We start from the raw sequence: 21,408 nt of genomic DNA, 5'->3' as shown, positions 1-21,408 counted from the left end.
GCCGCGGCGCCTCATGAAAGTTCCTATGCCCGCCCTTTCCCCACGCCGACTGCCGTCCGCTTATGCCGCCGCCGCGGTCGTGCTGTGCTCGATCGCCCTGGGCATGCTGGTGCCGGTCTATACCGACGAGGTGGGTTGGCGATTCCAGGCCCGTATGGCGATCGACGGGGTCGACCGCTTCGTCGCGGAGAATTGCGGGGCCAATACGCTTGCGGAAGCACCCTTCTTCATGCAGCCGTTCCGCCATCTGAGCGCTGCCTTCAACACCGGTTTCGCCGACCCCTTCTATATCCGCCTGGCCGGCGTCGCCTGCGCCCTGGCCTGGCTCGCACTGCTCTGGCGGCTGGCCAGGCACCTCGGCAGGTCGCGCCCTGAAACGAATGCCCTGCGGACGATGGCGTTCGGGCTGGCCAGCCTGGGGCTGCTGCCCTTCATGCTCGTGATCAGCCGCCCGGAGCAACCGATCCTGCTCGCGCTGACGGCGGCGCTCTATATCGCGACGCGGGGAGTGAACGACCGGACACCGATGGAGGATAGCGCGGCGTCATCGGCGGTCAGCGCCGGGCTGGTCATCCTGTTCGGCATGGTCGCGCTCAGCTATCACCTGAAGGGCGTCATCTTCATGCCGCTGTTTCTCGCGGCGGCGGCGTTCAGCAGCCGCGGCCGGCAAGGGCGATGGTGTCGCGTCGCGGCGATGACCTCGCTGATCAGCATGACGATCGTCGCCATCCCCTATTGGATCGGCCGGTTCCGCTGCCCGTCCGACCCGCTGCTGGCGACGAAACTCGGACAGGAGAATATCGCGTCGGTCATCTTCAATGCGGGGCCGATCGGCCCGAAGATCGGCAAGCTGCTCGGGGGACTCAATCCCCTCGATTATATCCTGCTGACCGTACCGAAGACGAAGAACATGTCGAACTGGCTGCCGCCTCATGTGGTCGGCCATGGCCCGGCGCTCGCCTGGACCATCCTCGTCATGATCTGCTGGGTCGCCTGCATGGTCGCGGCGATCGGCGCACTGGTCGCGATCGCGCGGCGGGGCGTGGTCGACCGGCGCAACGGCCGAAAGATCGTCCTGGCGCTGCTGATCATCTCCACCGTCATGCTGTGGAGCGTGGCCCAGATTCACAAGAATGTTTATGAAAGCTCCCTGACCGCCCCGCTGACGATCATCTCGTTCATGCTCCTGCTCAGCGCGGTGCGGGAGTCCGCCGGGCTGGACCGCCTGACGCGCATGGTGTCGAGACTGACGCTCGGCTGCGCGGCGGTGAGTGTCCTGCTGCTGATCTCCTATTATGGATCGACGCTGCTCACCATCGCCAGGCACCCCGGCTACATCGCCGACCAGAAAAGCTCGCTGTCGGCATATGGGTTTGCATCGATCCGGACCGACATACGGAACACCGGCAAGCTGTGCGGCCTGTCGAACGACGCGGGCACCAGGGGCCTGCTGATCGATGACCTGACCTATATCGCCTATATGAGCAGCTGGCGTCCGCTCCACCGGACTGGTGTCCTTTCCGACTGGAATGGCAGCATCGACGATCCCGCCGCCTATCTGCGTGCCCATGGATCGTCCGGTGCCGTCATCGGATGCCGCTATCTTCCCCCGGCCATGCTCGGCCGGGCCCGCCGGAACGGTCCCTATTGCTGTCTCGACGCCCGCTTCTAGGGCGCTGAACGCGCGAAGATCTCGATCTGCTGATTGCCGAGCGGTCTGGTCGCGCTCAACCGGTAATGGCGCTGCAGATCCGCCACCACCACGGCGCGTGTATCGATCCGTTCGCCGCGATAGGCCGGCCGCATGACGATGACGGCAGGTTTCTGCGCGAGGATCCGGTCGATCTCCGCAAGCTGATCGACCCCGACCGCGCCGGTTTCGCGCACACGTCCCAGATGGCTGGGGAAGATATAGCGGCTCAGCGCGCACCGGCCGCTGGCGGGATACAAGGCGGTCTCGCCCGAATAGACAAAGAGGCAACCCGGTCCATGCCCGATCGCATCGGCGATGGCGTCGAACTGGGCCGAGGTGCCGCGCGTGAAGAGCTTCGTCACCAGCGTCACCTGACCACCAAGGAAGGCGATCAGCAGCACAGCCAGCGCCACGCGCCGGCCATCACGATGATCGCCGAAAAAGCCGGCCGCACACACGGCGAGCGGCACCATCAGCGGCAGCGAATAATGGTCGAACCAGGCCCCGAACAGGAGCAGCCCGAGCGCCGACGCCATCAGCCAGCCGAACAGCCAGAGGCGCACCGCGGACGTTTCCGGCGTTTTCCGTCCGCCCGACTCCAATGCCAGGACCGCCCCCGCGATCAGCGGCGAGGTGATCAGCAGGATCTTCGCAAGATTGCCCAACTGCTCGAGCATCGGATCGGCCTTGCGATCGAGGATCGAGGCGAAATTGGCGTAGAACCATGCATCGCCCGCGCCGACCCGGGCGAAGGCGAGCCCTGCCGCCACGGTCGGCAGCATCGCGGTCGCGACCAGCGCCGCACCATAAGGCAGGATCGCCCAGCGCCGCCCAGCACTCCATTCGCGCCACAACAGGCACCAGCCGAAGAACATACCTTCGAAGATGACCGAATATTTGACCTGGAGGGCGAGGCCGACCAGCGCCATGGCGGCAAAGCCGCGCCGGCGCTGGGTGCGTTCATCGGCGCGGGGCAGGATCAGCCAGGCGCCGCCGATGATCAGCAGATTGTAGAAGATCGGCGCCTGGCCACCCTGCCCGTCGACGAAATTGACCCACAGCACATAGGCGAGCGCACCGCCCAGCGCGCCCCTGTTCCAGCCAGCCCGCTCGGCCAGGCGGGCGATCAGCGCAGCAGTGCCGACCAGGCTGGCCAGCGCGAGCGCCTGATAGGCCCAGATGCCCAGCGGCATGCCAAGCGCGCCCGCGGGCAGGTAAAGCAGGAACAGCCCGACCGGCTTCCTGTCCCAGATATCGACATAGGGCAAAGCGCCATGCGCCCAGGCCTGTGCCGTGACGAAATAGAATTCCTCGTCGACATGGAGGATCGGGTTGCCGAAGGTGATCATCCGGGCGACGATCGCGACAGACAGGATGATCAGCAGCCGATGACCGGGCGCGACCGGCGCCGTCAGCCGGTGCGCGGCCCTGGTGTAAAGTTCCAACATCGACTCGGCCCTTAGGAGCGAAGGACCCGGCTGTCACGGAGCCGCCATCAAGCGGGTGCAGGGGCGACGTTCAGGCAGAAGGAAATGACCATGTACCCTCGGATCGATCGCCGCTCGTTCATGCTGACCGGTTCGCTGGGGCTTGGCGCCTTGGCCATTCCCGGCTTCGCCCAGACGCCGACCGTGTCCGGCGGCCGCGGCTTCACCCATTCGGTGGCCAGCGGCGAGCCGTCGGCGGAGTCGATCCTGCTCTGGACCCGCTACGTGCCGGCGAACGGCGGCGCGGTCGAGGTGAAGGTCGAGCTGTCGGAGACCGCCGATTTCGCAAAAATGGTCGCAGGCGGCGTGCAGATCACCGGCCCGTGGCGCGATCATACGGCGAAGATCACCGTCGGCGGGCTCGCGCCGGGCCGGGTCTATCATTTCCGCTTCGTCGCGCCTGATGGCAGCTTCTCGCCCGTGGGCCGGACGAAGACGTTGCCCGAAGGCGCCACCCGCAGCTTCCGCGCGGCCATCTTCTCCTGCTCCAACCTACCCTATGGCTATTTCAACGCCTATGCCCATGCCGCGGCGCGAGACGACTTGGATCTTGCGGTTCACCTCGGCGACTATCTCTACGAATATGCCGCCGGCACCTATCCGTCGGCAAAGGATGCGGTGCCCGGCCGCAAGGTCGAGCCGGCGACCGAGATGATCCATCTCGCCGATTACCGGCTGCGCTACGCCAGCTACCGCGCCGACCCCGATCTGCAGAAGCTCCACAGCCTGGTGCCGATGATCGTCCAGTGGGACGACCATGAATCGGCGAACGACAGCTGGGAAGGCGGCGCCGAGAATCATCAGCCGGACGAAGGCGACTGGAATGCCCGGCGCGCCGCCTCGATCCAGGTATTCCGCGAATGGATGCCGGTCTCCGACGAGCCGTGGAAGGCCTATGACATCGGCACGCTGGCGACCCTGTTCCGCACCGAGACCCGCCTGCTCGCGCGCACCGAACAGCCTGACATCGCCCCCCTGTTCAAGCAGGCCGACCCGATGGCCGCGCTGAAGGCGTTCCGCGACGGCGCTTGGCAGGATCCGGGCGCGACGATGATGGGATCGCAGCAGGAGGATTGGCTGGCGCATGCCATGCGCGCCTCGGTCAAGGCCGGGCAGCGCTGGCAGGTCGTCGGCTTCGGCACGATCATGGGCCAGACGGTGATGCCCACCGCCGCGGCAAGCTGGCTCGCGCCCGATGCCGATGCGCGGTCAAAGGGCTATATCACCGCCGGCATCGCCGCGGCGCAAAACGGCCTGCCGTTCAACTTCGACAATTGGGGCGGCTATCCGGCGGCCCGCGCCCGCTTCCTCAAATCGTCGCAGGCGCTGGGCGCGAACCTGGTGGTCATCTCGGGCGACAGCCACAATGCCTGGGCCTATGATCTGGCGCAGGACGGCAAGCCGGCCGGCGTCGAATTCGCCGGCCATGCCGTCACCTCCTCCGGCTATGAAGCCGGCCTCGGCGTCGACCCGAAGATCGTCGCGGCAGGGCTGGTCGCCGCCAATCCCGAGCTGAAATGGTGCGACACCAGCCGACGCGGCTATATGGCGATGACGATCACGCCCGATCGGGTGAGCAACGACTGGATCATGGTCGACACCGTCAAGACGCCATCGGCCAAGGGCAGCATCGGCCACACCGCCAGCATCGCGCGCGGCCGCAATATGATGGGCTGAGGCCCTGCCGTCCGCTTGACTCGCCCCGTGATTTGCCGTGCTGGCGGATCGAGGGGAGCGGAGCGCTGGAAGCACAGGGCCAAGGGAGCGGGGCAACCGCCTATCGGCGCGAGATCGACGGGCTGCGCGCGATCGCGGTGCTGGCGGTGGTGCTGTTCCATGCGCGCATCCGCGGCTTTCCCGGCGGGTTCGTCGGGGTCGATATCTTCCTGGTCATCTCCGGCTATCTCATCACGCAATTGATCCTGCGCGAGAGCGCGGCCGGCACCTTCACCCTGATCGGTTTCTACGAACGCCGGGTGCGGCGGATCCTGCCCGCCCTGCTGGCGATGCTCGCCGCGTCGGGCATCGCCGGCTGGATCCTGCTGCCCGCCGATTTCAGCGATTTCGGCCGGAGCCTCGCGGCGATCGCGCTGTTCGGGTCGAACCTGCTGTTCTGGGGATGGGAGGGATATTTCAGCCTGACCACCGAGGCGACCCCGCTGCTCCACACCTGGTCGCTGGCGGTGGAAGAGCAATTCTACATCCTGTTCCCCGCGCTGCTCCTCCTGGTGCGGCGCAGGCCCATGCTGCTGCGTGCCACGCTTGTCGTCGCCGGCCTTGCCTCCTTCGCGTACAGCATCTGGGCAGTGCGGGCCGATCCCGGCGGCGCCTTCTATTCGCCGCTGTCGCGCGCCTGGGAATTCATCGCCGGCGCACTGCTCGCCGCCGGACTATTGCCGCCGCCGCCCGGGCGCTGGATGGGCGATATGGCGGCATTGCTCGGGCTCGCGGCGATCGGCCATGCCGTCTGGAACCTGTCGGAACATGCGAGCTTTCCCGGGGTGAATGCGGTCGAGCCGGTGATGGCCGCCGCCGCGATCCTGTACGGCACCCAGGCGCCGGGCTCGCATATCGCACGCCTGCTCGGCGCGAGGCCACTCGTCGCGATCGGGTTGATCTCCTATTCGCTCTATCTCTGGCACTGGCCGCTGATCGTGTTCGGCAATTATTACCTGCTCGGGCCGTACCGTTATGTCCGGCTGGCGATGGTGCTGCTTGCCTTTCCCCTCGCCTGGCTGTCCTGGCGCTATATCGAGCTCCCCTTTCGCAAACCCCGGCTGCTGCTGTCGCGGCGGCAGCTATTCCTGGGCGCGCTTGCCGGAAGCGGCGCGCTCGCGCTCTACGGCGCCGGCATTGCCCTGGCGAACGGCCTGCCCTGGCGGTTCGACGCGGCCGTGCAGCGGCTGAACGAGCGCGGCCCCGAACCCGATTATGGCTGTGCCGGCCGGCCGATCGACACGATCCGCACCGACACGGCCTGCCGCATCGGCAGCACCAGGAGGAAGGCGGACTTCGTGCTGTGGGGCGATTCGCATGCGGCGGTGTATCTTCCAGCACTCGACATGCTTGCCCATCGCCATGGCGTGGCCGGGTACGATCTGACTTCGCTCGGCTGCCCGCCGCTGCTGCCGATCAGGGCGCATGAGGAAAAACCCAACCAGTGGATGTTCCGCGCAGCCCGGAAGCAGGAATGCGCAGCGCGCAACGCCGCGGTGATGCGCTTCCTTGCCGAGGAACGGCCCCGGATCGTGCTGCTGGCGGCGCATTGGAGCGTCTATGGCAGCGGCAGAAACCCCGATGCTGAAACACCGGGCGGCGACCGGATCGCCTTCGAACGGGGCGTGCGGCAATTGCGCGCGCTCGGCATCGCCGTGCGGGTAGTGGAGGACGTCCCGGACGCGCCCTTTGCCGAACCGCGCCGGCTGGCCAAGGCACAGTTGCTGGGCGTGATGCACCGGATCGAACCGCTTCGCGCCGACCATCTTCGCCGGGACGCTGCGTTTCGCGCCATCGCGTTGGATCTCGAACGGCGCGGGCTGATCGGCGTGATCGACCCGTCACGCCTGTTGTGCGGACCGCAGACCTGCAAGGTCACCGATGCCGGCTATCCGCTCTATTTCGACGGCAATCACCTGAGCGCGCGTGGTGCGCGCTTCGTGGCGCCGGTGTTCGAACCGATGTTCGCGCAGAGGCGCAGAGGCGCGGAGACGACAGCGCATTCGGCTAACGCGCAATCTCACACTGCGCGCAATCAGGACTGATCGCCCGCGATCTTCTGCGGGTGGATCGTCTCACCGCGCCTGAGCATGTCGACAAAGGTCGCGATCTTTCGCCGGCGGCCCTCCTCGGTCTTCATATTATGGGTGCGGAAGGCCAGCGCGAAGCGGTTCTGCGCCGTCAGCCTGCCGAGCATCGCCTTCGCCTCCGGGTCGGCATCGATCGCTGCCTGCAGATCGTCCGGAATCCGCATGTCCTTGCCGCTGCCATAGGCGCGCTGCCACCGGCCATCGGCCTTGGCCGCCTCGACCTGGACCAGTCCGTGATCGGTCATCCGGCCCTCGTCGATCAGGCGCGCGACATTGTCGACGTTGATCTTGCTCCAGATGCTCTTGCGGCCACGCGGCGTATAGCGTTGCAGATAGCTCTTGTCGTCGAAGCTCTTGCGGATGGCGTCGATCCATCCCCAGCAGAGCACGACGTCGATCGCTTCCTTCGGCGTGATCGAGGGACGGCCCGATCCGACCTTGTGGAGCTTGATCCAGACCTCGTCCGCAACATCATGATGCTTGCCAAGCCACGCGTAAAAGGCCTCGCCATCCTCGAAGCTGTGGACCTTGGCGGGATCGACGATGACCTGGGGCATGGATGACGTCCTCGGCGTGGAGCATGTCTGGCTATACGGCCCGACGCCCCGGCTCAAGGAACGGCGATCCGCCGCGACCTTACTCGATCGCCCGCGCCAGCTCGCGGTTCAGCCAGAGCGCCACCAGCGTGCCGATCGCGCCGGAGAGCAGATAGACGCCGGCCGACAACAGGCCGAAATGGCTCGACAGGAACAGCGCGACCCAGGGCGCGAAGCCGGCGCCGAACAGCCAGGCGAGATCCGACGTCAACGCCGATCCTGTATAGCGGTGGCGCGGCTGGAAGCTCGGCGACAGGGCGCCTGACGACTGGCCGAACGAAAAGCCCAGCAGGATGAAGCCGAGCAGCATGAAGATGATCTCTCCGCCCTCCCCGGCATCCAGCAACTGGGGCGCGAAGCCGCTGAACGCGGCGATGGCCGCGGCCGAGAAGCCGAGCACGGTCCGGCGCCCGACACGATCGGCGACATAGCCCGACAAGATCATCGATCCGATGCCGAGCGCTGCTGCCACCGCCTCGATCGCCAGGAACCGCACCGGACTCTCACGCGTGAAGAGGAACACCCAGGACAGCGGAAACACCGTGACCATGTGGAACATCGCGAAGCTGGCGAGCGGCGCAAAGGCGCCCATCGCGATCGTGCGCCATTGCGAGCGAACGGTTTCGGTGATCGGCGCCGGCTCGAGCTCACGGCTTTCGAACAGCGTGGCATATTCGGGCGTCACGACGATGCGCAGCCGCGCGAACAGCGCCACGACGTTGATCGCAAACGCGACGAAGAAGGGATAGCGCCAGCCCCAGCTCAAGAAATCCTCAGCCGGCAAGGCAGCGATGAGGAACGTGAACAACAGGCTGGCGACGATGAGGCCGAGCGGCGCGCCGAGCTGCGGCAGCATCGCATACCAGCCGCGCCGGCCATCCGGTGCGTGAAGCGCGAGCAGCGAGGCGAGCCCGTCCCAGGACCCGCCGAGCGCGACGCCCTGGCCCATGCGGAACAGGCCGAGCAGCAGCGCCGAGCCAATGCCGATCGTCTCATAGCCCGGCAGGAAAGCGATGGCGGCAGTCGACCCGCCGAGCAAGAACAGCGCCGTGGTCAACTTGGCGCCGCGGCCATAGGTGCGGTCGATGGCGGTGAAGATGACCGTGCCTACCGGCCGGGCCATGAAGGCGAGCGCGAACAGCCCGAAGGAATAGAGTGTGCCGGTCAGCGGATCGGCGAACGGGAAGACCAGTTTCGGGAAGACGAGCACCGAGGCGATCGCATAGACGAAGAAATCGAAGAATTCCGAGGTGCGGCCGATCACCACGCCGATGGCGATCTCGCCCGGGGCGACCTTATGGCCACCCTCGTGCAGCGAGCGGGCGTCGCGTTCGGCATTGGTCTGCGCGGTCATCTCGTCGGCTCCCGGAGCCTTGCGGACTCCCTTTCACACATCACTGGCCCGCCATGTGCGAGCATAGGGCCGTCCCTGCGCGTGGATCAACGCCGTGGGGATTGGACAAAATGTCCTATGTGCGGTGCAGCATAGCGGGCGTAGCCGGCCCGCATGTTCCAGATCGTCCACGACGCGCGGCGGATGCTGCGCCGAGTCCCGCTCCTTGCCCTGCCATTGCTTGGCGGCTGCAACATGGTCGTGCTCAACCCGGCGGGCGACGTCGCCCGCCAGCAGGGCAATCTGGTGATGATCTCCACCGGCCTGATGCTGCTGATCATCGTGCCGGTGCTGATCCTGACCTGCCTGTTCGCCTGGCGGTATCGCGCAGCGAACGACAGCGCGCGCTATGAGCCCGACTGGGACCATTCGACTCAGCTCGAGCTGGTGATCTGGGCGGCGCCGCTGCTCATCATCATCTGCCTGGGCGCGCTGACTTGGGTCGGCACGCACCTGCTCGATCCCTATCGCCCGCTGGCGCGTACCGCACCGAACCGGCCGGTGCAGGCGACCGCGAAGCCGCTCGACGTGAACGTGGTCGCGCTCGACTGGAAATGGCTGTTCATCTACCCCGAATATGGCATCGCGACGGTCAACGAACTGGCTGCGCCGGCCGACCGGCCGATCCGCTTCCGGATCTCCTCGTCCTCGGTGATGAACTCCTTCTACATCCCGGCGCTCGCCGGGCAGATCTATGCGATGCCGGGCATGGAGACGCGGCTGCACGCGGTGTTCAACCGCCCCGGTTCCTATGAGGGCTTTTCCGCCAACTACAGCGGCGCCGGCTTTTCAGGCATGCGCTTCCGCGCGAAGAGCATGACCGAGGCCGATTTCGCGACCTGGGTGAAGCRCACACGCGACGGCGGCGGTGCGCTCGACCGGGCCGCCTATCTTCAGCTCGAACGCCCGAGCGAGAATGTGCCGGTGCAGCGCTTCGCCGCGGTCGATGCCGACCTGTTCGACTCGATCGTCAATCTCTGCGTCGAGCCGGGCAAGATGTGCATGCACGACATGATGGCGATCGATGCGCGGGGGGGCATGGGTCTGGCCGGGACCTATAACGTCCGGCAGCTCAGCTATGATAAATTCTCCGGGCGCGGCACCGTGGCGCAAAGCGGGCGGATGATGGTCGGCGCAACCTGCGCGCCGCGACCCGCCATGGCGATGGCGGCGCAGCCCGAGCTTCCCAAAAAGCCTGCCAGCCTCGCCCCGCTGATGGGCGCCGGCCTCAGCCGGCCCAGCCAAAAGCCCTTCCCGTTCGTCACCGCGGCGGCGGATCAGCCGCCCGCACGTCCCAGATCCTGAAAGCCAGCTCCGCATGTCACCGCATCCCGCCCCCGCGCTGAGCCCGATCTTCGGCCGGCTCTCGCTCGACGCCCTGCCGCTGCACGAACCGATCGTCGTCGCCACCTTCATCGGCGTGGTGATCGGCGGTCTCGCCGTGCTCGGGCTCATCACCAAATACCGCCTCTGGGGCTGGCTGTGGAAGGAGTGGTTCACCAGCGTCGACCACAAGAAGATCGGCATCATGTACATGGTGCTCGGCATCGTCATGCTGCTGCGCGGCTTTGCCGATGCCATCATGATGCGCCTGCAACAGGCAATGGCCTTCAACGGATCCGAGGGCTATCTCAACGCCCATCACTACGACCAGATCTTCACCGCCCACGGCGTGATCATGATCTTCTTCGTGGCGATGCCGCTGGTGACCGGCATCATGAACTATGTCGTGCCGCTTCAGATCGGCGCGCGCGACGTGTCCTTCCCCTTCCTCAACAATTTCAGCTTCTGGATGACGGCGTCGGGGGCGGTGCTGGTGATGGCGTCGCTGTTCGTCGGCGAGTTCGCGCAGACCGGCTGGCTCGCCTATCCGCCGCTTTCGGGCATCGCCTATAGTCCGGCGAGCGGGGTGGATTATTATATCTGGGCGCTACAGATCGCCGGTATCGGGACGACCCTGTCGGGCATCAACCTGATCGTTACCATCCTGAAGATGCGCGCGCCCGGCATGACCCTGATGAAGATGCCGGTGTTCACCTGGACGTCGCTGTGCACCAACGTGCTGATCGTCGCGTCCTTCCCGGTGCTGACCGCCGTGCTCGTGCTGCTCAGCCTCGACCGCTATGTCGGCACCAACTTCTTCACGAACGATTTCGGTGGCAGCCCGATGATGTACGTGAACCTGATCTGGATCTGGGGTCACCCGGAAGTCTATATCCTGATCCTGCCGCTATTCGGCGTTTTCTCGGAAGTCACCTCGACCTTTTCCGGCAAGAAGCTCTTCGGCTACACCTCGATGGTCTATGCGACGGTGGTCATCACCATCCTGTCGTACCTGGTCTGGCTGCACCATTTCTTCACCATGGGGTCGGGCGCCAGCGTCAACAGCTTCTTCGGCATCACGACGATGGTGATCTCCATCCCGACGGGGGCCAAGCTTTTCAACTGGCTGTTCACCATGTACCGCGGCAGGATCCGGTTCGACCTGCCGATGATGTGGACGGTCGCCTTCATGCTGACCTTCGTGGTGGGTGGCATGACCGGCGTGCTGCTCGCGGTGCCGCCGGCCGATTTCGTGCTGCACAATTCGCTGTTCCTGATCGCGCATTTCCACAATGTGATCATCGGCGGCGTGCTGTTCGGCCTGTTCGCCGCGATCAACTATTGGTGGCCCAAGGCATTCGGCTTCAAGCTCGACGTCTTCTGGGGCAAGATCAGCTTCTGGTGCTGGGTGGTCGGCTTCTGGCTCGCCTTCATGCCGCTCTACATCCTGGGGCTGATGGGCGTGACCCGGCGGATGCGCGTGTTCGACGATCCGAGCCTGCAGATCTGGTTCGTCATCGCCGCCATCGGCGCCGGCGTCATCGCGCTGGGCATCGCCGCGATGCTCGTCCAGTTCGCCGTGAGCATCCGCAAGCGCGAGCAGCTTGCGGATACGACCGGCGATCCATGGAACGGCCGGACGCTCGAATGGGCGACCTCCTCGCCGCCGCCCGAGTATAATTTCGCCTTCACGCCGGTGATCCATTCGCTCGATGCCTGGTACGGCATGAAGTCCGCCAATGCCGAGCGCCCCGTCGACGGCTTCCGCCCGATCCATATGCCGCGCAACACCGGGACCGGCGTGATCCTGGCCGGCCTCAGCCTGGTCACCGGCTTCGGGCTCATCTGGTACATGTGGTGGCTGGCGGTGCTGGGCTTTGCCTGCATCCTGGTCGTCGCGATCGGCCATACGTTCAACTACAAGCGGGATTTCCACATCCCGGCCGAGACGGTGGCCGCGACCGAGGCGGCACGCACGCTCCAGCTCGCATCGGCCGGGCTTGCAGGGGGGGCGGGAGCATGACGATGCAGACCGCACCCATGGCCGATGTGCCGCTGCGCTTCTACGAACTGGACGAGCACGACCATCCCGAAGGCCACAGCACGATGCTCGGCTTCTGGATCTACCTGATGAGCGACTGCCTCATCTTCGCGATCCTGTTCGCCTGCTATGCCGTGCTCGGTGGCAATCTCGCCGCCGGGCCGGGGCCGAAGGACCTGTTCGAGCTGCCGCTCGTCGCGCTCAACACCGCGATGCTGCTCTTCTCGTCGATCACTTATGGCTTTGCGATGCTCGCCATGCAGCGTCAGGCAAAGGGGCAGATGCTCGCCTGGCTCGCCATCACCGGCCTGTTCGGCGCTGCGTTCCTGGGCATCGAGCTCTACGAATTCTCGAACCTGATCCACGAAGGCGCGACGCCGCAGCGCAGCGCCTTCCTCTCCGCCTTTTTCACGCTGGTCGGCACGCATGGCCTGCACGTCACCTTCGGCCTTGTCTGGCTGGTGACGCTGATGGTGCAGGTCTCGCGCCACGGCCTGATTGTCGCCAATCAGCGGCGGCTGATGTGCCTCAGCCTGTTCTGGCACTTTCTCGACGTCATCTGGATCGGCGTCTTCACCTTCGTCTATCTGCTGGGAATGCTGCGATGAGCCAGGACATGCATCATGCCGAGGGCGCCCAGCACGGGTCGTTGCGCGATTATGTCATCGGCTTCGGCCTGTCGGTCGTGCTCACCGCCATCCCGTTCTGGCTGGTGATGACGCGCCCGTTCTCCGGCGGCGTGATCGCCGCGCTGGTGGTCGGATTCGCCGCGGTACAGATGATCGTCCATATGATCTATTTCCTGCACATGAACGGCAAGGCGGAGGGCGGCTGGACGATGACCGCGCTTGCCTTCACGATCATCGTGATCGTCATCATGCTGAGCGGATCGATCTGGGTCATGTATCATCTGAACACCAATATGATGCCGATGCCGCAAGACATGAGACAGATGCCTTGAATCTGCCTGCCCGCCCTGCTGCGCGCGGCGTGGTGCGGTCCATCGCACCCGTCGCCGCGCTGGCAATGGCGGTGCTCTTCATCGCGCTCGGCATATGGCAGGTCGAGCGGCGCGCCTGGAAACATGCGCTGATCGCCGCGGTCGATGCCCGGGTAAATGCCGCCCCCGTCGCGCCACCCGGCCCGGCGGAGTGGCCGTCGATTACGCGCGAACAGGACGCCTATCGGCGCGTCGCGGCGACGGGGCAATTCCTGCAGAGCCGCGATACGCTGGTACGCGCGACGACCGATCTGGGCGCCGGCTATTGGGTGCTGACGCCGTTCCAGACGACCGGCTCGACCATCCTGGTCAATCGGGGCTTCGTGCCACCAGAACGGCGCAATTCGGTACCCCCGGCGCGGGCGGGGAACGTGACGGTCAGCGGATTGCTGCGCATCAGCGAACCCGGCGGCGGCTTCCTGCGCAGCAACGATCCGGCCGCCGGCCGCTGGTATTCGCGCGACGTCGCCGCCATTGCCGACAGCCAGCATCTGCGTCGCACCGCGCCCTATTTCATCGACGCCGACGCCACCATGAATGCTCCCGGCGCACCGGTAGGCGGCCTGACGGTCATCAGCTTTCCCGACAATCATCTCGGCTATGCGCTGACCTGGTTCGCACTGGCGGCACTCTCGCTTTGGGGCGGTTGGCGGATGCTGCGCGAGCGCCGATACACGGCTGGAGCCCCGGCGTGACGGAATCGGTCCATCTGCCTCCGATGCCCCGGCCCGAGGCGGATGCCGGGCGGCGCAACATGCTGCTGCTCATCCAGCTCCGCTGGATCGCGGTGGGCGGGCAGCTCGTCACCATCGCCGTCGTCAACTGGCTGATGAACATCCCGCTGCCCCTCGCCCAGCTGCTCATCACGCCGGTGGTGCTCGCGGGGATCAACGCCGCGAGCCTGCTCCTGCTGCGCCGCAGATGGGCCGTGACCAATGCCGAGCTGACCGCGGCGCTATTGCTCGACGTCGCCGCGCTTGCCTGGCAGCTTTACCATAGCGGCGGCCTCACCAACCCCTTCGCCTCGCTCTTCCTGCTCCAGGTGGTGATCGGCGCGATCCTGCTGAAGCCGGCCTCCTCCTGGGGCGTCGCGCTTGCCACAGTTGTCGCGCTTGGGGTGCTGGGCACCGATCCGATGCCGCTGGCTCTGCCCCAGCCTTATCGCGACGATCCGCTGGCGCTCTACCTGAAAGGCAGCCTGATCTGCTTCGGCCTGATCGCGATCCTGCTGGTCGCGTTCGTCACCCGGATCAGCCGCAACCTGCGCGAAAGCGACGCGGCGCTAGCGGACATCAGGCAGCGCGCCGCCGAGGAGGACCATATCGTCCGCATGGGCCTGCTCGCCTCGGGCGCCGCCCATGAGCTCGGCACCCCCCTGTCGTCGCTCTCGGTCCTGCTCGGCGACTGGAAGAAATTGCCCCGCCTCTCCGACGACCTCGAACTGCAGGACGATCTGGAGGATATGGAGGCGGCGGTCGGGCGGTGCAAGGCGATCGTCAGCGGCATCCTGATGTCGGCCGGCGAAGCGCGCGGCGTGGCGCCCGAGGTCACCACCATGCGCGATTTCCTAGACGATATCGTCGGCGAATGGCGGTCGAGCCGGCTCACCGGCACGATCGATTATGCCGACCGGTTCGGCGAGGATCTGCCGATCGTGTCCGACCCGGCGTTGCGCCAGGTCATCGGCAACATCATCGACAATGCGGCCGAAGTGTCGCCGGCCTGGATCGGCATTACCGCATGGCGCGAGCGCGACGCGCTTGTCCTCGAGGTTGCCGACCGCGGTCAGGGTTTTTCGCCGGAGATGCTTGCCTCGTTCGGCCAGCCCTATCGGTCGACCAAGGGACGGCCCGGCGGCGGGCTCGGCCTGTTCCTGCTGGTCAATGTCCTGCGCAAGCTGGGCGGCGAGGCATCGGCGTCCAACCGCTTCGAGGGCGGCGCCTGCGTCCGCCTGGTTCTGCCTCTCGCCACGCTTCGTTATGATGGGGGTATGAGGCAATGAGCGGTGATCGCCTGCTCGTGATCGTCGAGGACGACACGGCCTTCGCCCGCACGCTGAAACGTTCGTTCGAGCGGCGTGACTATACCGTGATCGTGGCGAGCAGCCATGACGAACTGATGCTTTTGCTGAAAGAGAACCGCCCCGGCTTCGCAGTGGTCGACCTGAAACTCGGCGGCGCCTCCGGCCTTGCCTGTGTTCAGACGCTGCGCCAGCAGGATGCGGATATGCGCATCGTGGTGCTGACCGGCTTCGCCAGCATCGCCACCGCGGTCGAGGCGATCAAGCTTGGCGCGTCCTATTATCTCGCCAAGCCGTCCAACACCGACGACATCGAAGCCGCCTTCGCCCGGGAGGACGGCGATGCGGAGGCGCCGGTCGATGGCCGCCAGTCGTCGATCAAGACGGTGGAATGGGAACATATTCACCGCACACTGGTCGAGACCGACTTCAACATCTCCGAATCCGCCCGCCGGCTTGGCATGCATCGCCGCACGCTCGCGCGGAAGCTGGAGAAGCGGCAGCTGCGGTAGGGGTTTCCTGCCTTTCGTATGATGGCCGCGGCGTCACGGTGCGCTATGCGGGATCGCACGGCGCTTCCTTCAGCGCCGGCCAGTCGAGGAGACCGTCTCTTGTCCGATACCGACCCTGCCCGCACCGACCTCGATGAGCGCATCGCCGTCATCGAGGACAATCTGCGCGACCTTCTCGAACAGGGCGCGGCCTATTCGGGTGCCGGCGACGAAGAACGGTCCGCGGATCGCATTGCCGAGTTCGAGCAGCAGCTCGAGGCTCTCAAGAAGCAGCGCGACGCGCTATCCTGACCGTCAGGCGAATTCCGGAAAGAGCCGCTCGATCTCACCCCTGAGATCGGGCGAGCCCGGCAGCAGGCCATAATGGTCGAGCAGTCGCTTCACCATGGCCGCCTTATGAGGCCCGATGCCGGCAATGCTCTCAAGTCCCGCGCCGGCCGGATCGGACAGTCCGTCCGCGATATCGCCGAGCGTCAGGTGTCCCGACGCCATCAATGTCCGGCGAAGCCCCTTCGGCAGAACGGAGCGACTGACCGGAAGGTCCCGATCGGTCGCATTCGATTCCGTCGACCGGAGCCGCGTCGCGGCCCCTTTCTCGCGGCTGAGCGCCCGGCGTATCAAGCCGACCTGCCCCGCGCTCAGCCCAAGCTGGCGACGTATTTGCCGATAGGAGGCACCGGACGCGCGCAGGGATCGCGCCTCTTCCAGGTTCAATGCAGCCTGTTCCGAACGGGTCAGCATCGATGATCCAATTCGCTATTCTGTCGCGGCGTCCGCCGGGTTGCCGACGAAGAGATGCCAGCGGCCTCACGAAATTTTGGAGTAAGGGGCCCCTGCGATCGGGCACCCCTGGCGGAGACGGAGGGATTCGAACCCTCGGTACGAGTAAACCCCGTACGGCGGTTTAGCAAACCGCTGGTTTCAGCCACTCACCCACGTCTCCGGCTTGGCGGCGAAGCGCGGCTATAGCGAGGGGTTCGCGTGCAATCAACCGGCCTCTCGCATGCCGTCCGACGCGAATTCGACTCGGGTTGTCGCTCGGTTCATTGTGGGGCAAGCCGCATGGGAGCAAGACTGGCCCATTACGCGCCGGGGGAGTGATACACGATGCGCAAGGCCCTACATATCCTGTTGCTGGTGGCGACTGCCATCGGCGTTGGCCCAGCGCCCTCGATCGCCCAGGTGAGAACGATCGATCCCAATCAGGCGATCGACAACGACCTGCAGCGCGGGCAGACTCCACCGCCGCCGGCGCCCGAGCGGGACACCGCCGTGTCGTCCGACTCCCAGCCGCGTTATAACGATGCGCCGGCCGCAACGGGATCGCAGCAATATCCGCCCTATGATCCGAGCCGCCCCAATGAGCCGGCCGGCGGGACTCAGCCGCAGCAACCAGCCCAGGCCGGTGGCGGCACGGCCCAGGCCGATGCCAATGCCGACGCGGCACAGGGCACGACGTTCAAGCGCGAGGAACTGCTCAGCGCCGCCGAGGGCACGTTCGGCAAGGGCGCATCCGGCCTGGCCGGCATCCTCGAGCGCACGCTCAAGGAACAGGGCGAGCCCAACGCCTATATCTCCGGCCGCGAGGCATCCGGCGCAGTCGTGGTCGGGCTGCGCTATGGCAGCGGCACGATGTTCCACAAGATCGAGGGGCAGATGCCGGTCTATTGGACCGGCCCGTCGGTCGGCTTCGACCTGGGCGGCGATGCCAACAAGGTGTTCGTGCTGGTGTACAACCTCCATGATTCGGAGGAGCTCTACAAACGCTTCCCGGCGGGCGAGGGCCGGCTCTATTTCGTCGGCGGTTTCGCGGCGAGCTATCTGCGTCGCGGCGACATCGTGCTGATCCCGATCCGCCTTGGCGTCGGCTGGCGGCAGGGCGTGAACGTCGGTTATATGAAGTTCAGCCACAAGTCGAAATGGCTGCCCTTCTGATCGCCCGCCCGGTGCGTTCGCGGATCGTGAAGTAAGCGGTCACCACTATAGGCGCGCGGCCCTCACATCGGGCGCCGCGCTCCCTAGCCGGCTAGGCCGGCGGTGTCGCGGACAGCGGCCGGGACACCACCCTTCCCGGCCTTCAGCCGAATTCGACCGCCTCGAACCGGATCGGCTCGCCCTGCGCCGTATCGGCCAGCGCTGCGTCCCACATCACGCGGCGGCCGCGCACGATCGTGCCGATCGGCTTGCCGGTCAGCGTCATGCCGGTGAAGGGCGACCAGCCGCTGCGCGAGGCAAGCCAGCTCTCCTCGATCGTCCAGCGCGCCTTGAGGTCGACGATCGAGAAATCGGCATCATAACCGATCGCGATCCGGCCCTTGCCGACGATGCCGAACACCCGCTGCGGCCCCGAGCTGGTCAGGTCGATCACGCGGGCGAGCGTGGTACGCCCTTCCGCTACATGGTTGAGCATCAGCGGCAGCATGGTCTGCACGCCGGGCATGCCGCTGGGGCTGTCGGGATAGGTCTTCGCCTTCTCCTCCAGCGTGTGCGGCGCATGGTCCGACCCCAGGATGTCGGGCACACCCTGTTGAAGCCAGTGCCACAGCCCGTCGCGGTGCGCGCCGGAGCGGATCGGCGGGTTCATCTGCGCCAGGGTGCCGAGCCGGGGATAGGCCTCCTCGCCGGCCAGCGTCAGATGCTGCGGCGTCACCTCGCAGGTCGCGATGTCCTTGTGCTGGCCGAGCAATTCCAGCTCGGCCGGCGTGGTCACGTGCAGCACATGGATGCGGCGTCCCGCAGCGCGCGCCAGTTTCAGGATCCGCTTCGTCGCCAGCAAGGCGCTCTCGTCGTCGCGCCAGACCGGATGGGAGGAAGGGTCGCCCGACACGCGCTCGCCGGCGCGCGCGTTCATCCGCGCTTCGTCCTCGGCATGGATCGCAACGCGGCGATGGCCCGAGGCGAGCACCTCGGCGAGCGACGAATCCTCCGCCACGAGCAGGTCGCCGGTCGATGCGCCCATGAAAATCTTCACGCCCGCCGTGCCCGGCAGCCGCTCGAGCTCGGCCAGTGCCGCGGCATTGTGGTTGGTCGCACCGACATAAAAGGCATGGTCGCACCACATGCGGTGATGCGCGCGCGTCAGCTTGTCCTGGATCGCCTCGGCGCTGTCGGTGTTGGGCTTGGTGTTGGGCATCTCGAACACCGCAGTCACCCCGCCGAGCACGGCGGCGCGGCTGCCGCTTTCGAGATCCTCCTTGTGGACGAGCCCCGGCTCACGGAAATGGACCTGGGTGTCGATCACCCCGGGCAGGATATCCAGCCCGGTGCAGTCGATCGTCTCGCCCGCATCGCCTGCCCCGCCGATCGAAACGATCCGGCCACCGCGCACACCGATATCGGCCTGGATCGGCCCGGCCGGAGTGTGGACGGTGCCGCCCGTCAGTTTCAGATCATAGGTTGCCGTCACGATCGCCTCCAGCCCTTCCGCTTGCACGGCCGACCTCCTACCTGTTCGCCATGAGCGAAACCACCCCGCATGCCACGATGCTCGCCGATCGCGCGCTGATCCGAATCGCCGGCGACGATGTCCGCGGATTCCTGCAGGGGCTGGTGACTCAGGACGTCTCGACGCTCGATGCGTCGGCGCCGCGCTGGTCGGGTCTGCTGACGCCCCAGGGCAAGGCGTTGTTCGATTTCCTGCTCTGGGCTGACGGCGACGCGGTCCTGGTCGATTGCGAGGCGGGGGCCGCCGAGGCGCTCGCGCGGCGCCTGACGATCTACCGCCTGCGCCGCCCGGTCACGATCGAGCGCGTCGAGGGTGCGGTGCATTGGTCGCTGGATGACGCGAAGGGCACGCCCGATCCGCGCCTCCCCGAACTCGGCCGCCGCTGGCTCGGCGAGCCGGGAGAGGCAGCGACCGGTTGGGTGGCGCATCGCCTGTCGCTCGGTGTCACCGAGGGCCTGGAGGAACTCGGCTCGGACAAGACGCTCTGGCTGGAGGCCAATGCGCGCGAGCTGAACGGCGTCAGCTTCACCAAGGGCTGCTATGTCGGGCAGGAGAACACCGCGCGTATGCACCACCGCGCCAAGGTCAATCGCCGCCTGGTGGTCGCGCAGATCGCCGGGCCCGGCGACCGTACCCGGGCGACCTATCCGGATCTCGGGCTGATGGTCGAGCTCCGCCGGGTCGAAGCGCTGGACGACGCAATCACGCCGCCCTGGCTCCAGGCCGCCCTGACGGCCGCCTGACAGTCAGCAGCCCGACGCTCAGCGGCCGATCGAGCTGTAGGCGAAGCCTGCCTTCTCGACTTCGGGCGCGCGGTACACGTTGCGCAGGTCGACCATCACCTTGCCATTCATCGTGTTGGCGAGGCGGCTCAGGTCGAGCGCGCGATAAATGTCCCACTCGGTCACGATCACGACCGCGTCGGCGCCCTGGGCAGCCTCATAGGCGTCCCCGCAATAGGTGACGGCAGGCATCATCGCCTTCGCGATCTCCATGCCTTCGGGGTCGTGGGCCCGCACGCTTGCGCCGGCATCGAGCAGGCTCTGCACGATCGCCAGGCTCGGCGCGTCGCGCATGTCGTCGGTGTTGGGCTTGAAGGTCAGGCCGAGGATCGCGACCGTCTTGCCCTTGCCGTCGCCGCCCAGCGCCTTGATCACCTTCCGGCCCATCGCGCGCTTGCGGTTGTCGTTGACCTGCACCACCGCCTCGACGATGCGCACCGGCGTCTCATAGTCTTCTGATGTCTTGAGCAGCGCCAGCGTGTCCTTGGGGAAGCAGGACCCGCCATAACCCGGGCCGGCATGCAGGAACTTGGAACCGATACGGTTGTCCAGGCCGATCCCACGCGACACGTCCTGCACGTTCGCGCCGACCGCCTCGCACAGATCGGCGATCTCGTTGATGAAGGTAATCTTGGTCGCGAGGAACGCGTTGGCCGCATATTTGATCAGTTCCGAGGTGCGGCGGCCGGTGAACAGGATCGGGCTCTCGTTGAGATAGAGCGGGCGATAGATGTCGCGCATCACCTGCTGGGCGCGGGCATCCTCGGTGCCGACGACGATCCGGTCGGGACGCTTGAAGTCGCCGATCGCAGCGCCCTCGCGCAGGAATTCGGGGTTGGAGACGACGGCGATCTCGAAGTCGCCGGCCACTTCCTTCATGATCTCCTCGACCTTGTCGCCGGTGCCGACGGGCACGGTGGACTTGGTGACGATCACGATCGGCCCGTCGATCGCCGCGGCGATCTCGCGCGAGGCTTCGAAGACATAAGTCAGGTCGGCATGGCCGTCGCCACGCCGCGACGGGGTGCCGACCGCGATGAACACCGCGTCGGCGCCCGACACCGCGGACTTGAGGTCGGTGGTGAAGCTCAGCCGCCCGGCCGCGACGTTGGTCGCCACCAGGGTGTCGAGACCCGGCTCGAAGATCGGCATCTTGCCGGCCTCGAGCGCCGCGATCTTGCTCGCGTCCTTGTCGACGCAGATCACCTCATGACCGAAATCCGAGAAGCAGGCGCCCGATACAAGACCAACATAGCCCGAGCCGATCATCGTTATCCGCATGCCTGATACCCTGTTTCATATGTGGATGG

General features: G+C 66.2%; 19 protein-coding genes and 1 tRNA gene. 13 read left to right on the top strand and 7 right to left on the bottom strand.

What is annotated here, in order from left to right:
- Window positions 1-25 precede the first annotated feature (25 nt).
- The gene (locus AC1DT7_RS03425; protein ID WP_478034215.1) at window positions 26-1,672 is read left to right on the top strand and encodes a hypothetical protein; all 1,647 of its coding nucleotides are present in this window, start codon (window positions 26-28) and stop codon (window positions 1,670-1,672) included.
- Here the strand turns inward: AC1DT7_RS03425 and AC1DT7_RS03420 are convergent.
- Window positions 1,669-3,141, bottom strand: a complete 1,473-nt coding sequence (locus AC1DT7_RS03420; RefSeq protein WP_478034214.1) for a hypothetical protein — start codon at window positions 3,139-3,141, stop codon at window positions 1,669-1,671. The two genes, AC1DT7_RS03425 and AC1DT7_RS03420, sit on opposite strands and share 4 nt — an antisense overlap.
- Window positions 3,142-3,231: 90 nt before the next feature.
- Between AC1DT7_RS03420 and AC1DT7_RS03415 the strand changes: the two genes are divergently transcribed.
- Entirely contained in the window at window positions 3,232-4,857 is a 1,626-nt protein-coding gene (locus tag AC1DT7_RS03415) for an alkaline phosphatase D family protein (protein ID WP_478034257.1), read from the top strand.
- A gap of 32 nt (window positions 4,858-4,889) precedes the next feature.
- Window positions 4,890-6,941: an acyltransferase family protein gene (locus AC1DT7_RS03410; RefSeq protein WP_478034212.1), complete on the top strand. Its 2,052-nt coding sequence runs from the start codon at window positions 4,890-4,892 to the stop codon at window positions 6,939-6,941.
- On the opposite strand, the gene AC1DT7_RS03405 is transcribed toward AC1DT7_RS03410, so the two are convergent.
- Entirely contained in the window at window positions 6,932-7,543 is a 612-nt protein-coding gene (locus AC1DT7_RS03405) for a YdeI/OmpD-associated family protein (RefSeq protein ID WP_478034211.1), read from the bottom strand. The genes AC1DT7_RS03410 and AC1DT7_RS03405 overlap by 10 nt on opposite strands.
- Before the next feature lie 79 nt (window positions 7,544-7,622).
- The gene (locus tag AC1DT7_RS03400; protein ID WP_478034209.1) at window positions 7,623-8,936 is read right to left on the bottom strand and encodes an MFS transporter; all 1,314 of its coding nucleotides are present in this window, start codon (window positions 8,934-8,936) and stop codon (window positions 7,623-7,625) included.
- Between the two features lie 153 nt (window positions 8,937-9,089).
- Here AC1DT7_RS03400 and cyoA point away from each other — a divergent pair, with 153 nt between their 5' ends.
- From cyoA to AC1DT7_RS03360, 8 genes are all read left to right on the top strand, one after another.
- A complete protein-coding gene (cyoA, locus tag AC1DT7_RS03395) occupies window positions 9,090-10,280 on the top strand; it encodes a ubiquinol oxidase subunit II (protein WP_478034208.1) in 1,191 nt (396 codons plus the stop codon).
- Between the two features lie 13 nt (window positions 10,281-10,293).
- Complete coding sequence (gene cyoB, locus AC1DT7_RS03390; RefSeq protein ID WP_478034207.1) at window positions 10,294-12,321, top strand: cytochrome o ubiquinol oxidase subunit I; 2,028 nt, start codon at window positions 10,294-10,296, stop codon at window positions 12,319-12,321.
- Window positions 12,318-12,947, top strand: coding sequence for a cytochrome o ubiquinol oxidase subunit III (gene cyoC / locus AC1DT7_RS03385; protein ID WP_478034206.1), 630 nt, complete (start codon window positions 12,318-12,320; stop codon window positions 12,945-12,947). Before cyoB ends, cyoC begins: the two co-directional genes overlap by 4 nt.
- Window positions 12,944-13,300, top strand: coding sequence for a cytochrome o ubiquinol oxidase subunit IV (cyoD, locus tag AC1DT7_RS03380; protein WP_478034205.1), 357 nt, complete (start codon window positions 12,944-12,946; stop codon window positions 13,298-13,300). Before cyoC ends, cyoD begins: the two co-directional genes overlap by 4 nt.
- Window positions 13,301-13,365: 65 nt before the next feature.
- A complete protein-coding gene (locus AC1DT7_RS03375; protein WP_478034255.1) occupies window positions 13,366-14,034 on the top strand; it encodes an SURF1 family protein in 669 nt (222 codons plus the stop codon).
- 23 nt (window positions 14,035-14,057) lie between these two features.
- Entirely contained in the window at window positions 14,058-15,341 is a 1,284-nt protein-coding gene (locus tag AC1DT7_RS03370; RefSeq protein WP_478034254.1) for an ATP-binding protein, read from the top strand.
- The gene (locus tag AC1DT7_RS03365; protein WP_478034203.1) at window positions 15,338-15,871 is read left to right on the top strand and encodes a response regulator transcription factor; all 534 of its coding nucleotides are present in this window, start codon (window positions 15,338-15,340) and stop codon (window positions 15,869-15,871) included. The genes AC1DT7_RS03370 and AC1DT7_RS03365 overlap by 4 nt, the downstream gene beginning before the upstream one ends.
- A gap of 99 nt (window positions 15,872-15,970) precedes the next feature.
- Window positions 15,971-16,162 carry a hypothetical protein gene (locus AC1DT7_RS03360; RefSeq protein ID WP_478034202.1) on the top strand — a complete coding sequence of 64 codons (192 nt, stop codon included), beginning with the start codon at window positions 15,971-15,973 and terminating at the stop codon, window positions 16,160-16,162.
- A 3-nt stretch (window positions 16,163-16,165) separates the two neighbouring features.
- Here AC1DT7_RS03360 and AC1DT7_RS03355 read toward each other — a convergent pair whose 3' ends face one another.
- Together AC1DT7_RS03355 and AC1DT7_RS03350 are read right to left on the bottom strand one after the other, a co-directional pair.
- Window positions 16,166-16,612 (bottom strand): hypothetical protein, encoded by a 447-nt coding sequence (locus AC1DT7_RS03355; protein WP_478034201.1) that lies wholly within the window; start codon window positions 16,610-16,612, stop codon window positions 16,166-16,168.
- Between the two features lie 109 nt (window positions 16,613-16,721).
- A tRNA-Ser gene (locus AC1DT7_RS03350) sits at window positions 16,722-16,814 on the bottom strand.
- A 164-nt stretch (window positions 16,815-16,978) separates the two neighbouring features.
- Here AC1DT7_RS03350 and AC1DT7_RS03345 point away from each other — a divergent pair.
- Window positions 16,979-17,806 (top strand): DUF1134 domain-containing protein, encoded by an 828-nt coding sequence (locus AC1DT7_RS03345; RefSeq protein ID WP_478034199.1) that lies wholly within the window; start codon window positions 16,979-16,981, stop codon window positions 17,804-17,806.
- 142 nt (window positions 17,807-17,948) lie between these two features.
- Here the strand turns inward: AC1DT7_RS03345 and AC1DT7_RS03340 are convergent, their stop codons facing one another.
- On the bottom strand, window positions 17,949-19,277 hold the full coding sequence (locus AC1DT7_RS03340) for a dihydroorotase (RefSeq protein WP_478034252.1): 1,329 nt from the start codon (window positions 19,275-19,277) through the stop codon (window positions 17,949-17,951).
- A gap of 50 nt (window positions 19,278-19,327) precedes the next feature.
- Between AC1DT7_RS03340 and ygfZ the strand changes: the two genes are divergently transcribed.
- Window positions 19,328-20,059 (top strand): CAF17-like 4Fe-4S cluster assembly/insertion protein YgfZ, encoded by a 732-nt coding sequence (gene ygfZ / locus AC1DT7_RS03335; RefSeq protein ID WP_478034198.1) that lies wholly within the window; start codon window positions 19,328-19,330, stop codon window positions 20,057-20,059.
- A gap of 18 nt (window positions 20,060-20,077) precedes the next feature.
- On the opposite strand, the gene AC1DT7_RS03330 is transcribed toward ygfZ, so the two are convergent.
- Window positions 20,078-21,379 carry a UDP-glucose dehydrogenase family protein gene (locus AC1DT7_RS03330; protein WP_478034197.1) on the bottom strand — a complete coding sequence of 434 codons (1,302 nt, stop codon included), beginning with the start codon at window positions 21,377-21,379 and terminating at the stop codon, window positions 20,078-20,080.
- Between the last annotated feature and the right edge of the window lie 29 nt (window positions 21,380-21,408).

It is taken from the genome of Sphingomonas sp. P3_C6 (assembly GCF_056402595.1).
Note: the sequence above shows the minus strand (reverse complement) of the source record. Positions and strands in the feature narration are given on the sequence as shown.

Bases quoted from the DNA above. Each gene is read 5' to 3' on its own strand.
- AC1DT7_RS03425 (WP_478034215.1), top strand. From the start codon at position 26: ATGCCCGCCCTTTCCCCACGCCGACTGCCGTCCGCTTATGCCGCCGCC.
- cyoD (WP_478034205.1), top strand. From the start codon at position 12,944: ATGAGCCAGGACATGCATCATGCCGAGGGCGCCCAGCACGGGTCGTTG.
- cyoC (WP_478034206.1), top strand. From the start codon at position 12,318: ATGACGATGCAGACCGCACCCATGGCCGATGTGCCGCTGCGCTTCTAC.
- cyoB (WP_478034207.1), top strand. From the start codon at position 10,294: ATGTCACCGCATCCCGCCCCCGCGCTGAGCCCGATCTTCGGCCGGCTC.
- AC1DT7_RS03400 (WP_478034209.1), bottom strand. From the start codon at position 8,936: ATGACCGCGCAGACCAATGCCGAACGCGACGCCCGCTCGCTGCACGAG.
- AC1DT7_RS03345 (WP_478034199.1), top strand. From the start codon at position 16,979: ATGCGCAAGGCCCTACATATCCTGTTGCTGGTGGCGACTGCCATCGGC.
- AC1DT7_RS03370 (WP_478034254.1), top strand. From the start codon at position 14,058: ATGCCCCGGCCCGAGGCGGATGCCGGGCGGCGCAACATGCTGCTGCTC.
- AC1DT7_RS03415 (WP_478034257.1), top strand. From the start codon at position 3,232: ATGTACCCTCGGATCGATCGCCGCTCGTTCATGCTGACCGGTTCGCTG.
- AC1DT7_RS03330 (WP_478034197.1), bottom strand. From the start codon at position 21,379: ATGCGGATAACGATGATCGGCTCGGGCTATGTTGGTCTTGTATCGGGC.
- AC1DT7_RS03365 (WP_478034203.1), top strand. From the start codon at position 15,338: ATGAGCGGTGATCGCCTGCTCGTGATCGTCGAGGACGACACGGCCTTC.
- ygfZ (WP_478034198.1), top strand. From the start codon at position 19,328: ATGAGCGAAACCACCCCGCATGCCACGATGCTCGCCGATCGCGCGCTG.
- AC1DT7_RS03375 (WP_478034255.1), top strand. From the start codon at position 13,366: ATGGCGGTGCTCTTCATCGCGCTCGGCATATGGCAGGTCGAGCGGCGC.
- AC1DT7_RS03355 (WP_478034201.1), bottom strand. From the start codon at position 16,612: ATGCTGACCCGTTCGGAACAGGCTGCATTGAACCTGGAAGAGGCGCGA.
- AC1DT7_RS03405 (WP_478034211.1), bottom strand. From the start codon at position 7,543: ATGCCCCAGGTCATCGTCGATCCCGCCAAGGTCCACAGCTTCGAGGAT.
- AC1DT7_RS03420 (WP_478034214.1), bottom strand. From the start codon at position 3,141: ATGTTGGAACTTTACACCAGGGCCGCGCACCGGCTGACGGCGCCGGTC.